The 13,465-nt window shown below is 74.1% G+C and carries 11 protein-coding genes; 8 read left to right on the plus strand and 3 right to left on the minus strand.

Annotated features, from left to right (window positions below; genetic code table 11):
* Positions 1 to 5 precede the first annotated feature (5 nt).
* The 3 genes from ACFO60_RS39005 to ACFO60_RS39015 all read left to right on the plus strand — a co-directional run bounded on the left by ACFO60_RS39005 (position 6) and on the right by ACFO60_RS39015 (position 2,452).
* Positions 6 to 1,178 carry an acyl-CoA dehydrogenase family protein gene (locus ACFO60_RS39005; RefSeq protein ID WP_380851928.1) on the plus strand — a complete coding sequence of 391 codons (1,173 nt, stop codon included), beginning with the start codon at positions 6 to 8 and terminating at the stop codon, positions 1,176 to 1,178.
* A 169-nt stretch (positions 1,179 to 1,347) separates the two neighbouring features.
* Positions 1,348 to 1,785 (plus strand): ester cyclase, encoded by a 438-nt coding sequence (locus ACFO60_RS39010; protein WP_380851931.1) that lies wholly within the window; start codon positions 1,348 to 1,350, stop codon positions 1,783 to 1,785.
* 217 nt (positions 1,786 to 2,002) lie between these two features.
* Positions 2,003 to 2,452, plus strand: coding sequence for a GNAT family N-acetyltransferase (locus tag ACFO60_RS39015; protein ID WP_380851934.1), 450 nt, complete (start codon positions 2,003 to 2,005; stop codon positions 2,450 to 2,452).
* A gap of 48 nt (positions 2,453 to 2,500) precedes the next feature.
* Here ACFO60_RS39015 and ACFO60_RS39020 read toward each other — a convergent pair whose 3' ends face one another.
* The 3 genes from ACFO60_RS39020 to ACFO60_RS39030 form a co-directional block, all read right to left on the minus strand.
* Positions 2,501 to 4,378 carry a hypothetical protein gene (locus ACFO60_RS39020; RefSeq protein WP_380851937.1) on the minus strand — a complete coding sequence of 626 codons (1,878 nt, stop codon included), beginning with the start codon at positions 4,376 to 4,378 and terminating at the stop codon, positions 2,501 to 2,503.
* 413 nt (positions 4,379 to 4,791) lie between these two features.
* On the minus strand, positions 4,792 to 5,916 hold the full coding sequence (locus ACFO60_RS39025) for a carbohydrate kinase family protein (RefSeq protein WP_380851940.1): 1,125 nt from the start codon (positions 5,914 to 5,916) through the stop codon (positions 4,792 to 4,794).
* Positions 5,917 to 6,960, minus strand: coding sequence for a pseudouridine-5'-phosphate glycosidase (locus ACFO60_RS39030; RefSeq protein ID WP_380851943.1), 1,044 nt, complete (start codon positions 6,958 to 6,960; stop codon positions 5,917 to 5,919).
* A 102-nt stretch (positions 6,961 to 7,062) separates the two neighbouring features.
* Between ACFO60_RS39030 and ACFO60_RS39035 the strand changes: the two genes are divergently transcribed.
* The 5 genes from ACFO60_RS39035 to ACFO60_RS39055 form a co-directional block, all read left to right on the plus strand.
* The gene (locus tag ACFO60_RS39035; protein WP_380851946.1) at positions 7,063 to 8,637 is read left to right on the plus strand and encodes a phytoene desaturase family protein; all 1,575 of its coding nucleotides are present in this window, start codon (positions 7,063 to 7,065) and stop codon (positions 8,635 to 8,637) included.
* A gap of 174 nt (positions 8,638 to 8,811) precedes the next feature.
* Positions 8,812 to 9,537 carry a response regulator transcription factor gene (locus ACFO60_RS39040; RefSeq protein ID WP_380851949.1) on the plus strand — a complete coding sequence of 242 codons (726 nt, stop codon included), beginning with the start codon at positions 8,812 to 8,814 and terminating at the stop codon, positions 9,535 to 9,537.
* A 20-nt stretch (positions 9,538 to 9,557) separates the two neighbouring features.
* Positions 9,558 to 10,910: a sensor histidine kinase gene (locus ACFO60_RS39045; RefSeq protein ID WP_380851952.1), complete on the plus strand. Its 1,353-nt coding sequence runs from the start codon at positions 9,558 to 9,560 to the stop codon at positions 10,908 to 10,910.
* Positions 10,911 to 11,092: 182 nt separating this feature from the next.
* Complete coding sequence (locus tag ACFO60_RS39050; protein WP_380851955.1) at positions 11,093 to 12,298, plus strand: bifunctional glycosyltransferase family 2/GtrA family protein; 1,206 nt, start codon at positions 11,093 to 11,095, stop codon at positions 12,296 to 12,298.
* Positions 12,295 to 13,465 (plus strand): glycosyltransferase family 39 protein (locus ACFO60_RS39055; RefSeq protein WP_380851958.1); only part of this gene is annotated, 1,171 nt, incomplete at its 3' end. The genes ACFO60_RS39050 and ACFO60_RS39055, both read left to right, overlap by 4 nt.

Genomic DNA, 13,465 nt, shown 5'->3' on the forward strand with positions numbered 1-13,465 from the left:
AGAGCATGCACCGGCTCACCGACGAGTACGAGGCGCTGCGCAAGAGCGTCGAGGAGTTCTCCCGGCAGGTGGTCGCCCCCGTCATCGCCGACTACTACGAGCGTTGCGCCTTCCCGTACGACATCGTCGCCCAGATGGGACGCATGGGACTGTTCGGCCTGCCGATCCCCGAGGAGCACGGCGGCATGGGCGGCGACTACTTCGCCCTGTGCCTGGCCCTCGAGGAGCTGGCCCGCGTGGACTCCTCGGTGGCCATCACCCTGGAGGCCGCCGTCTCCCTGGGCGCCATGCCGGTCCACCGGTTCGGCACGGCCGCCCAGAAGGCCGAGTGGCTGCCCCGGCTGACCTCGGGGGAGACGCTCGGCGCCTTCGGCCTGACCGAGCCCGGCGGCGGCTCCGACGTGCCGGGCGGCATGCGCACGACGGCGGCGCTGGACGGCGGCGAGTGGGTGATCAACGGATCGAAGGCGTTCATCACCAACTCGGGGACCGACATCACCGGGTTCGTCGCCGTCGCGGCCATCACCGGCCGCCGCGAGAAGACCGACGGCTCCGGGCGCGTCACCCCCGAGATCAGCACCGTCATCGTCCCTTCCGGCACGCCCGGGTTCACGGTGTCCAAGAAGTACTCCAAGGTCGGCTGGTCGGCCTCCGACACCCGCGAACTGTCCTTCACCGACTGCCGGGTGCCCGAGGCCAACCTGCTCGGCGAACGGGGCCGGGGGTACGCGCAGTTCCTGCAGACCCTGGACGAGGGCCGCGTCGCCATCGCCGCGCTGTCGGTCGGCCTGGCACAGGGCTGCGTCGACGAATGCCTGCGCTACGTGGGGGAACGGCGGGCCTTCGGCCAGGAGATCGGGCGCTACCAGGCCATCCAGTTCAAGGTCGCCGACATGGAGGTGCGCACGCACACCGCACGCCTGGCCTACTACCACGCCGCCGAGAAGATGCTGGCCGGTGAGCCGTTCAAGAAGGAGGCCGCCATCGCCAAGCTGGTGAGCTCCAACGCGGCGATGGACAACGCCCGCGACGCGACCCAGATCTTCGGCGGATACGGTTTCATGAACGAATACCCGGTCGGCCGCTTCTACCGCGACGCCAAGATCCTGGAGATCGGCGAGGGCACCAGCGAGGTCCAGCGCATGCTGATCGCCCGCCAGCTCGGCTTGCCCGCATAGGGCGCGCGACGCGGGCCAAGGCACGCTCGACAAGGACCTCACCGTCCCGTGACCTGCGCTATCGTGCAAGCGAGGGGGCGTCGAGGGGCGCGTCCGGCCGGCTCGCCGAGCCGGCCGCGTCGCCGTGCGTCCTCTTCGCCGGCGCCTGCCGCGAGAAAGGTCCGTCCCGATGTCCGAGACACGTGAAGTGATGGTCCGGCTGACCGAGGCCTACAACGGCCACGACGTCGAGGAGATCACGCGATGCTACGCGCCCCGGGCGGTCACCGTGGCGCCCGGCGGCATCGCCGAAGGGCTGGACGAGATCTACTCCTACTACGCCGAATGGATCGGAGCCTTCCCCGACTCGGTGGTGACCCCCTCGCTGCTGGTCACGGCGGGTGAGAGCACTATCTTGGAGTTCATGGTGACGGGCACGCACACGGGGTCGCTGATCCTGGCCGAGGGCGAGGTGGCCGAGGCGACCGGCCGCCCCATCGCCATACGCTGCTGCTCGGTGTGCACGGTGGAGAACGGCGCCGTGTCCAGCCACCGGCTCTATTACGACCAGCTCGAACTGGCCGCGCAGCTCGGCTACCCCATGCCGAGCAGAGACAGGGCGTTTTGATCTCCCTCCCGTCCTCGGCGCCGGCCGGCCGGGCCGGCCCGCCGCCACGCCGTGCCGGGCTTCTCCCGGCCCCGCAGGGCGGGCCGCCTTCGCCGGCGCGGCGCGGGCCACGAACGCCTCGGCCGCCCCGCCGGACCCTTCAGATCCACAGGTCACGGTCTCATCTGGCGGAAAGCCGAATGGACGAACCCGCCACCGACTCCCTAAAGTCCTTTTCATGACTTCTGATGATCTCCTGGTGCGAAGGGCTGATAAGAAGGACATCGAGGAGATCTTCGGGCTCACCCGCGAGTTCGCCCTGTCCTTCCGCCCTCAGCGGTCGGCGTTCGACGCGGCCTACCCGCGCCTGCTGGAGAACCCGGACGCCCTGCTCCTGGTGGTCACGGTGGGCGGCGTGGTCCGCGGCTACCTCCTCGGCTTCGTCCACCTCACCCTGTTCGCCAACGGCCACGTCGCCTGGGTGGAGGAGGCGATGACCCAGCACGGCTTCCGCCGGCGCGGCCTCGGCCGGGCCCTGCTGGAGGAGTTCGAGACCTGGGCGCGCTCCCGTGACGCCGGGTACATAGCGCTCGCCACCCGTCGGGCGCCCGAGTTCTACCAGGCCCTCGAGTACGAGTCCGCCGGCACCTACTACCGCAAGGTGCTCAAGACCGACCGCCCGGCCTGACCGCCGCCCACGGGCCCCCGGCCCGGGCCGGGGCCCGCGGCGGCCGGATCACGAGGTGAGCTGGGCGTCCAGGCGGTAGCCGTCCACGGTGACGTACACCGCGTCGCCGGGCCGGGCGTTCAGGCGCATCAGCACCGGCTGGAGCGAGTCGAACACCGGCTGGCGGTCACGCCAGACCAGCACCACCGCGTTCTCTCCCGGCCCGGTCACCGACAGCAGCGTGCCCGGGCGCATGCCGAGCTGCGTCGCGTACCCCTCGGGCACCGGCACGGGCTCGCCGCGCAGGTGCTCGCTGGTCACGTCGATGCGCTGCCACCGGCGCGGGTCGGACGAAGGGCTGTGCAGCGGCGCCTGGGTGGCCGCGCGCGGCTCGGGCACCAGGTGCGGCCGGGGCGGGCCGGACAGCGCCGTCAGCGCGGCCAGGGCCGTATGGGCGTCGGGCAGGTTGTCGGCGACCGAGGGGATCGGCAGGCCGCCGCGCATCTGGTGGCCGTTGACCCCCGGCGTGCGGCGGGGGAGCGGCGCGAACCCGTTCGTCGTCGTGGCCTCGGGCTCGGGCGGCCGTGTCATGACCTTGGGCAGCGCGTCGATCCACGCCTGGGCCGAGTGGGCGCGGATGCCGACCTGGGCCAGCAGCTCGACGGCGTCCTCTCCGGAGGTCTTGTCGCCGAGCAACTGCGCCGTCCGCTCGCGGAGCCGGGTGAGGTCGCCGACCACCAGCCAGCCGTCCTGCAGGCGGCGGTCCGGCATGAGCGCCACCAGAACCCGCCACAGCGGCGTGCCGAGCGAGGGCACCGGGATCGGATGCGCGGGATCGGCTCCGATCAGCTGGTCCTCGGTGGCGGCGACGCCGAGCCACTCGGTGAGCCGGAACAGGTGACCCCTCACGGCCGTGGACTCCGGCGAGCGCAGCCACTGCAGCACCCGCTCTTCGGCGGCCCGCTGTGCCTGCGAGAGCACGTCCCGGTCGACGTGCAGCTCGTGGGCGAGCGTGCGGAGACTGACAGGATGCTCGGCGAACAGCCGCTCTATGGCGACGGCCCGCTCCAGTGGCGTCCACTCGCGGAACACCGCGTCGACCAGCCGGACGAGCGGGTTGTCCGACACCGGGGGCGGCGGAGGCGTCACCGGCGCGGGAGGCGGGGGCGCCTCGGAGAAGGGCGCCGCCGCTCGCGGCGCGCCGTTCACCGCGGGCTGCCCGGGGTGCTGCGCCGGATACGGGCCCGAGGGCTGTCCTGGCAACGGCCCGGAAGGCGAGCCCTGCGGCCCCGCCGGGAGGCCCGCGGGGTGGCCCTGCGGCCCGGTGTGCTGCGCTGGGTAGGGCCCGGTCGGTTGCGCGGGCCGCGTTCCGGCGGGTTGCCCCGGCTGCGGGACACCCTGCTGGGGCACGCTCGTCCGGCCGGGAAGGACCGCGCCGGGCTGAACGGGATGGGGGCCGGTGCGCTCGTCGGGCCGCGTCGCGGCCGGCGCGACGGCGGACGGCGGCACCTGCGGTGAGACGGCGGGCACCCGGCCGAGGATCTCGCGGAAGAGGGCGGTGATGATCACCTCGGGGGAGACGAGGCCCGTGGGCACCCGCAGGTCGGCGGCGCTGAGTCTGCGCAGGCGCTGGATGCCTCCCATGCCGCTGATGGCCGACCGCGCCGGCTCGGGCCAGCCGGGCAGCCCCGGATCGACCGCGTGGACCTGAAGGGCCGGCAGCACGTCCATCAGCGCCAGGTGATCCCAGCGGCTGACGGCCAGCCGCGAGAGGCGGTCGCAGAGCCACTCGACACCGGTGGTGCCCAGAGCACGACTGAGGGCGACCGACGCCCACCAGCCCCCAGGCAGCCGGGGATCGGCGAGCACTTCGGCGATCTGCTGAGGTCGGCTCCAGCGAAGGGCCGGGACGAGATCACTCAGGCAGATCATTGAATCGGCGTCCATCGGCTGACCGCATCCTCCCGAGTGTGACGCATGTTGCTAATGGTGCAGCTTACGCCGGAGGCTATCAATTAGCGTCATCAAGGGAGAACATAGCGGCTCGCATGCTGCCCGCGGGTGCACACAGTCCTAGCCCTCCCCTCGGACCTCCGCCCCGGCCGCCCCGCCGCTGCGACCGTCGCCGGGCTCCCCTCCGCCGAGGAGGGTCGGGGGCTCGAGGGGCGATGAGCATTAGTCATGCGGCTTGACCTGCGGAAATGTCGTGCGGACCGGTACGTCGCATAGACGCCCCGATCCCGGGATCGGTCGCCGGGTCGTCACCGGAGGACCCCCCCGACCCGCCCGCGACCGCCCCGGCCGCCCGGCTCACTGCCCACACGACAGTTCGTCAGAAAGCAGTCAAAGGGGCACGGACCTCACTTGCGATCATCGTTCCACCGGCCGGTCGGGTCCGGCGTGAGGGCCGGGACGGACGATCGTGCCGGGGGTCGCCCGCCGAGACGGGTGACGGCGGCGGCGCCGGCCCGGCAGCCGGCTTCCAGAGCGGACTCGGGGGGCTCGCCGGACAGCAGCGCCGTCAGGAAACCGGCGGCGAACGCGTCTCCGGCTCCTGTCGAGTCGACGACCCCCGCCGTACCGGCGATGCTCGCCGCACCCGCGATGCTCGCCGTACCCGCCACGCTCGCTTCGGCCCTGCCGGCGGCCCCCGTGGCGGTGGGTCCGATGGCGGCCGCGCGGTGGACGATTCGTCCGGCGACGGCGAGAAGGGCTCCGGACGCGCCGAGCTTGACGGCCGCCATTCCGTATCGGGCGCTGAGCACCGCCGCCGCGGCCTCGAGGCCGGACTCCTCCCACTCCTCGGGCTCCACGGGCTTCCCGGGCTCCGCGGGCTCCCCGGAATCCCCGGCCCTCTCGGACACCTGAGGCTTCCGGGGCTCGCCGGCCAGAAGGAGGGCCTCGTCCCGGTTGGGGATGACCAGGGTGGCGGCGGCGGTCTCGTCGAGGAAGCGCCCGACGCCGAAGGCGCGCAGCGGTCCGGTCGACGCGGGGTCGACGCTGACGGGCACGCCGCGGCCGCGCGCGGCCCGCAGGGCGCGCCGCACCAGCTCCAGCCCCGGTCGCGCGAACAGCGTGTACCCCGAGACGTGCAGGCGGCCGACGCCCTCCAGCAGGTCGTCCTCCCAGTCGGCGGGCCCGATCCGCCCGCCCGCGCCCCGGTTGGTGAGCATGGACCGCTCCCCGCTCGCGTCCACCATGGCGATCACGACCGCCGTGGGATGCGCCGGGTCGACCGACACGTGCGGCCGCACCCCCGCCGCGCGCAGCTCGGAGATGTGCCACTGCCCTGTGTCGTAGCCGACCCGGGTCAGGATCCGCGCGTCCGCGCCCAGGTGGGCGGCCCAGGAAGCGGTGTTGGCTCCCGAGCCGCCCGGACGCACGGCGATGTCGGCCGGGGTGTCGGTGCCGGTGGCCACCGGCACCCGGTGAAGGGCGACGACATCGGTGACGGCGTCCCCGATGACGAGCAGGCCGCCCGCCACTCAGCCCTCCGCCGCCGGTGAGGCCGGCTCCGGCGCGGACGAGGAGAGCGGTGCCGACACGGACGGGGAGGCCGGTGCCGTCGGAGCGGCCGTCGTGGAGGGGGAGAGGGGGGAGGCCGTGGCCCAGGCGGCGGCGATGCGTCCGGCCAGGCGGGTGTTGCCGCGCACGGCGGCCAGGTTGGCCTCCAGCGAGGCTCCCGCGGTGCCGCGCACCAGGAAGTCGAGCAGGAACGGGGTGATCGCCTGACCGGTGATCCCCTCACGGTCGGCCGCCGCCAGGGCCTCGGCCAGCACCTGGTCGTGCAGTTCGGGATCGAGCTGCTCGCCGGCCGGGACCGGGTTGGCGACGATGAGCGCCGACTCAGGACCGCCCAGCCGGTCCTGCGCCCGCATGACGGCCGCGGCCTGTTCGGGGGTCTCCAGCCGCCAGTCCACCGGCAGCCCCGAGGTGTGCAGGTAGAACCCGGGGAAGAAGCCGGTGCGGTATCCGGCCACGCTCACCCCGCGGGTCTCCAGCCGCTGCAGGGTGGCCGGCACGTCCAGGATGGACTTCACGCCCGCGCAGACGACGGTGATCCTGGTCTTGGCGAGCATGTCGAGGTCGGCGGACTCGTCCTGGTCCGTCGTCCAGGCGCGGTGCACGCCGCCGAGGCCGCCGGTCGCGAACACCCGGATCCCCGCGCGCGCCGCGAGGAAGGCCGTGGCCGAGACCGTCGTCGCGCCGCTGGCCCCGAGCGCCGAGGCGATGGCCAGGTCGCGGAACCCGAGCTTGCGCAGGCCCGGCTCGGTGGCGATCCGTTCCAGCATGCCCTTGTCCAGGCCCACCCGGGCCACCCCGTCGAGCACGGCGATGGTCGCCGGCACGGCTCCGGCCTCCCTGACCAGCCCTTCCAGCTCCACCGCGACCTGGAGGTTGCGGGGCTGCGGCAGGCCATGGGAGATGATCGTGGTCTCGAGCGCCACGACGGGGGCTCCGGCCGCGAGCGCCTCGGCGACCTCCTCGGATGTCCGGATCATCGTCTCGCCGGCGCCGGTCGTCTGCATACTCGCCCTCGGTCCTCTCCGTCTGTACGCTCGGGAATCTCCAGGGGGAATGTTCCCCTGATGCGCTGTCTCACCGTACTGTCCCGGTTAGGAGCCTTTGTCATGCACCGGTCGCATTACGACGCCGTCATCGTGGGTGGGGGACACAACGGCCTGGTCGCCGCCGCCTACCTGGCGCGGGCGGGCCGCCGCGTGCTGGTGCTGGAGCGGCTGCCGCACGTCGGTGGGCTCGCGGTGTCCGCGCGAGCGTTCGCCGGGGTGGACGCCCGGCTCTCCCGCTACTCCTACCTGGTCAGCCTGCTGCCCGGCAAGGTCGTCGCCGACCTCGGCCTGCGGCTGGAGCTGCGGCGGCGCCGCTTCGCCTCCTACACCCCCGTCGGGGAAACCGGGCTGCTGGTGGACAACGCCGACGCCGGCCGCACCGCCGCCTCGTTCGCGCGGGTGACCGGCGGCACCGCCGACCACCGGCAGTGGGACCGCTTCTACGCGATGACCGCCGCCGTCGCCCGGCGCGTGGCGCCGACCCTGCTGGAGCCGCTGCGCGACCGCGCGGCCATGCGCGAGGTGGTCGGGGACGCGGAGGCATGGCGGGACCTGTTCGAACGGCCGATCGGCGAGGTGGCCGCCGAGCGCTTCGGCGACGAGGTCGTGCGCGGCGTGGTGCTGACCGACGCGCTCATCGGCACCTTCGCCGACCCGGCGGCCGGCCTGCTCGCCAACCGCTGCTTCCTCTACCACGTGATCGGCGACGGGACGGGGGACTGGAACGTCCCGGTCGGCGGCATGGGAACGGTCAGCGGCGCGCTCGCCGACGCGGCCCGGCGCGGCGGCGCCGACATCCGGACCGGGGCGGAGGTGCTGGCGATCGACCCGGACGGAGGCGGTCCCGCTCCGGCCGGGCGCGGGCGGGCCGAGGTGTCCTTCAGGGACGCGGACGGGGCCGAGCACGCGGTGACCGGCGACCACGTGCTGGCCAACGTCCCGCCCGCCGTCCTGGACCGCCTGCTCGGCCGGGAGCCGGGCGAGGCGCCGGAGGGCGCCCAGCTCAAGGTGAACATGGTGCTGTCCCGGCTGCCGCGCCTGAAGGACGGCGCGGTCGACCCCGCGGAGGCGTTCGCGGGCACGTTCCACATCAACGAGAGCCGCGACCAGCTCGCCCGGGCGTACGAGCAGGCGTTGGCCGGGGTGATCCCCGAGGTGCCGCCGGCGGAGGTGTACTGCCACTCGCTGACCGACCCCTCCATCCTCGGGCCGTCGCTGCGGGAGTCCGGGGCCCAGACGATGACGCTGTTCGGGCTGCACATGCCCGCCCGGCTGTTCCGGGAAGACCCGGAGAAGTCGCGGAAGGCGGCGCTGGCGGCCACCATGGCCTCCTTGGACTCGGTTCTCGCCGAGCCCCTGGAGGACTGCCTGCTCCGCGCCCCGGACGGCTCCCCGTGCGTCGAGGCCAAGACGCCCGTGGACCTGGAGGCCGAGGCGGGGCTCCCCGGCGGGCACATCTTCCACCGCGACCTGGCCTGGCCCTTCGCCGAGGACGACGCCGACGAGGGCCGGTGGGGGGTGGAGACGCCGCACGAGCGCGTCCTGCTGTGCGGCGCGGGCGCCCGCCGTGGCGGCGGCGTCAGCGGCATCCCCGGCCGCAACGCCGCCATGGCCGTCCTGACGCCGGGCACCTGAGCGACCCCTGGCACCGAGCACGCGGGTGCTCCTGCCACGGAGCACCTGAGCGACCCTGACGCCGGACACCCCGAAACGCGACCCGGGGACGCGTGACGCCGGGATCCGCGCGCCGGAACGCTCCCGCTCCATTCTTCTCATTGGGCTCTCATAGTGTCCGGATAGCGTGTGAGCGTGGTGAGCACGGCGGGAGACAGGGAGGGCGGCGGCGCGCGCCTCCTGGTGGTCGACGACGAACCGGCGCTGCGCGAGGCGCTGCAGAGCAGCCTCGAGTTCGAGGGGTACGAGGTCGGCCTGGCCAGGGACGGCGCGGAGGCCCTGGACGCGCTGGCCCGAGCCGCCTACGACCTCGTCCTGCTCGACGTCATGATGCCCCGGGTCGACGGGCTCACCGCCTGCCGCCGCCTGCGCGCCGCGGGCAGCCAGGTCGCCGTGCTCATGCTCACCGCCCGGGACGCCGTCGGCGACCGGGTGTCCGGGCTGGACGCGGGGGCCGATGACTACCTGGTCAAACCATTCGAGCTGGACGAGCTGTTCGCGCGGGTGCGCGCGCTGCTGCGGCGCGGCGCCCGGCAGGCCGTCTCGTCCCTCCCGGACGGCGTGCTCGCCTACGGCGACCTGCGCATGGACACCGGCAGCCGTGAGGTCGCCCGCGGCGAACGCCCGCTTGAGCTGACCCGCACGGAGTACCTGCTGCTGGAGCTGTTCCTGGCCCATCCGCGGCAGGTGCTCACCCGCGAGCAGATCCTCAGCGACGTGTGGGGGTTCGACTTCGAGCCGTCGTCCAACTCGCTGGACGTGTACATCATGTACCTGCGCCGCAAGACCGAGGCGGGCGGCGCGCCCCGCCTCATCCACACCGTGCGCGGCGTCGGCTACGTCCTGCGGGCCCCGTCCTGATGCCCGGCCGGCGCAGGTCGATGGGGTCGCGGCTGACCCTGCTGGTCGCGACCGCCGTCGCCGTGGCGATCGCCGTCTGCGCCGCCGCCTGCTGGTTCCTCGTGCGCAACGAGCTGTCGCGGCAGCTCGACGACTCCCTCGACCAGCCTCCGGTGGGAGGCAGGACCCTCGACATGATCCAGCGGGGCGGCTGCTCACAGCGGCCCACCGGCGCCGAGCCGCCCGGACCGTTCCTGCGCCTGCAGCAGATCGTCCGCGCCGACGGCACCCGCTGCGCGCAGGGGCTGGACGCCGTCGTGGTGACCGCGCAGGACCGGCGCGCGGCCGTCGTGCCCGGCGCGCGGCTCCTGCGCGACGGCGTCAGCGACGCCGGCGACCCGGTACGCGTGCTCACCGTGAACGTCGGCCCCGGCATCGCCGTCAGCGTCTCACGCTCCAGCGCCCAGACCGACGCCACGCTGCGCGGCCTCGCGCTGCTCCTCGCCGGCGTCGCGGCGCTCGGCGTCCTCGGCGCCGCCAGCGCGGGCCGGCTGGTCTCCCGCACGGCGCTGCGCCCGGTCGGCCGGCTCACCCGCGCCGTCGAGCACATCGCGCGCACCGAGGACCTGCGAACCCGCATCCCCGTCGACGGGGAGGACGAGATCGCCAGGCTCGGCGCGTCGTTCAACGCGATGACCGCGGCCCTGGCCGGGTCCAGGGAGCGCCAGCGTCAGCTCATCGCCGACGCCGGGCACGAGCTGCGCACCCCGCTCACCAGCCTGCGCGCCAACATCGACCTGCTGCTGCACAGTGAGAACACCGGCCGGCCGCTCGATCCGGAGGCCCGCAGACGGCTGCTGGCCGGTCTCAAGGCCCAGATGAGCGAGCTGTCCGGTCTCGTCGGCGACCTGCTGGAGCTGTCGCGCGTCTCCGGCGGCGAGGAGGCGGTCGCCGACCTGCCCTTCCACGACGTGGCCGAGGCCGCCGTCGTCCGGGCACGCCTGCGCGCCCACGACGTGCGCATCACCTCGGACCTGGATGAGTGGTACGTCCACGGGCGAGAGGGGGCGCTGGAGCGCGCCGTGGTCAACCTGCTGGACAACGCCGTCAAGTTCAGTCCCGCCGGCGGCGAGGTCACCGTGCGGCTCAGCGGCGGGGTGCTCACCGTGCGCGACCACGGCCCCGGCATCCCGCAGGACGAACTCCCGCACGTCTTCGACCGCTTCTGGCGGTCCCCGGCCGCGAGGAGCATGCCCGGCTCCGGCCTCGGCCTGGCCATCGTCGCGCAGGCCGTCCGGGACGCCGGCGGCGAGGTCACCCTGACCGCCGCCCCCGGCGGCGGCACGCGCGCCCGGCTGACCCTCCCGGGCCGTCCGGCCGCCCGCCCGGCCTGACCCGCCCGGCCTGATCCTGCCGGGCCGTCCGGACGCCCGGCCTGCCTGACCGTCCCCAGGACGGGGCCGTTCCCGCGTGGGGCCGGACGCTTTCTCAGGCGGGGTTAACGATCGCCTCAGGGGCGTTCAATCCGGCTCTCCGACGGTGGAGTCATGAACCAGCCGACCCCCGGGCACCCCGCATGACCTCGCTCACGCGGGCGCCGGCCGCCCACCCGCCGACCAGGACCCGCCTCGTCGAGGTGGTCGTCCCCGTCCACAACGAAGAGAAGGCGCTCGCGCCGAGCGTCCGCCGCCTCCACGACTACCTGACCGGCACCTTCCCGTACGGCTTCCGCATCACGGTCGCCGACAACGCCAGCACCGACCGCACCTGGGCCGTCGCCTCCGCGCTCGCCCGCGACCTGCCGCACGTCCACGCCGTCCACCTGGACGAGAAGGGACGCGGGCGCGCGTTGCGCGCGGTATGGGCGAGCAGCGACGCCGACGTCGTCAGCTACATGGACGTCGACCTGTCCACCGGCCTCACCGCGTTCCTGCCGCTGATCGCCCCGCTGATGTCGGGCCACAGCGACCTGGCGATCGGCACCCGCCTGGCCGGGGCGTCCCGGGTGGAGCGCGGGCCGAAGCGGGAGATCATCTCCCGCGGCTACAACCTGCTGCTGCGTTCCACGATGGGAGCCCGCTTCTCCGACGCCCAGTGCGGCTTCAAGGCGGCCCGCACCGAGATCGTCCAAGCCCTGCTGCCGGCCGTCGAAGACCAGGAGTGGTTCTTCGACACCGAGCTGCTGCTCCTCGCCGAGCGCCACGGCCTGCGCATCCACGAGGTCCCCGTCGACTGGGTGGACGACCCCGACAGCCGCGTCGACGTCCTGCGCACCGCGCTCGACGATCTGAGGGGAATGGCCCGGGTCGCCCGCAGGACGCTCGCGGGCGCGGCGCGCATCCCCGTGCCGGACCGGGTGGCGGCGGCCCGGCTGCCGTCCGGCATGCGGCGCCAGCTCCCGGGCTTCGTCGTCATCGGCGTCATCAGCACCCTGGCCTACCTCGCGCTGTTCTGGGCGCTCCGCGGGTTCATGGCGGCCGTGGCGGCGAACGCCGTCGCGCTGCTGGTCACCGCCGTCGCCAACACCGCGGCCAACCGGCGCCTGACCTTCGGCGTGACCGGCGCCGCGGGAGCGCTCCGGCACCAGGTCCAGGGCCTGGCGGCCTTCCTCGTCGGCCTCGCGCTCACCACCGGGGCGCTGGCCCTGCTGCCCGCGACGGCCGGCCGATGGCTCGAGATCGCCGGCGTCGTCGCCGCCAACGGCCTGGCCACCCTTGTCCGCTTCATGCTCCTGCGCGCCTGGGTCTTCAACCCGCGCCGCCGGAAGGAGACCAGCCCATGACGACCTCGCACTCCTCGGAAGGCCTGGAAACCGCCCAAGTCGTGCCGACCGGCCGTGCACGGGCAGGGACCCGTCCCGCCCGGACGTCCGGCCACGGACCCCGGCGGCCGGACACGCCCGGCGCCGGGCGTCCAGCCGCCGGCGACCCGGCCGGACCCCTGCCCCGAAGCCGTCCGCTCCGCCTGATCCTCGGCCGTCCGGAAGATCCGCGGTGGGCCAGGCCCGCGCTGCTCGGCGTGCTGGCGCTCGCCGCGGTGCTCCACACCTGGGCGCTCGGCCGCAACGGGTACGCCAACGAGTACTACGCCGCCGCCGTCCTGTCCGGCACGCACAGCTGGAAGGCGTTCTTCTTCGGCGCGCTCGACGCCGGGTCCTTCATCACGGTCGACAAGCCGCCGTTCGCGTTGTGGGTGATGGGACTGCCGGCCCGCGTCTTCGGGTTCGGCGCCTGGAGCATGCTCCTGCCGCAGGCCGTCGCGGGCGTCGCCTCCGTCGGCCTGGTCCACTCGGCCGTGCGCCGCGCCCTCACCGGCGCCCACGGGCACGCCGCCGGGCTGGTCGCCGCCCTGGTCATGACGCTGACGCCCATCACCGTGGCGATCAACCGGGACAACAACCCCGACACCGTCCTGGTGCTGCTGCTCGTGGCCGCCGCCTGGTTCTGCGCCGAGGCGATCAAGACTGGACGGATGCGGACGCTCGTCCTGTGCGGAGTCCTCGTCGGCGCCGGCTTCATGACCAAGATGCTGCAGGCGTATCTGGTGCTTCCGGCGTTCGCGCTTGTGTACCTGTACGGCGCGCCGGGCGCGCTCCTGCGGCGCCTCGGCCACCTGCTCGCCGCGGGCGTCGCCCTGCTGGTGTCGAGCGCCTGGTGGATGGCCGTCGTCGACCTGTGGCCCGCCTCCGGCCGCCCGTACATCGGCGGCAGCACCGACAACACCGTCTGGGACCTGGTCATCGGCTACAACGGCCTCGGCCGCGTCTTCGGCGGCGCGGGCAACCGCGGCGCCGGAACCGGCGCGCCGGTTCCGGCGCCGCAGCACGGTGGCGCCGCCGCGTTCGGCGTGGGCGGCGGCGGCGGAGGCGGCGGGTTCGGCGGCGGCGCCGGCCTTGGCGTGGCCGCCGTCACGCTGGCGCTGCCCGCGTTCCTGGACGACAGCGCCCTGA

Origin of the sequence: Sphaerisporangium dianthi, from assembly GCF_042654065.1 — a bacterium.
In the GTDB taxonomy this organism is placed as follows: Bacteria; Actinomycetota; Actinomycetes; order Streptosporangiales; family Streptosporangiaceae; genus Sphaerisporangium; species Sphaerisporangium dianthi.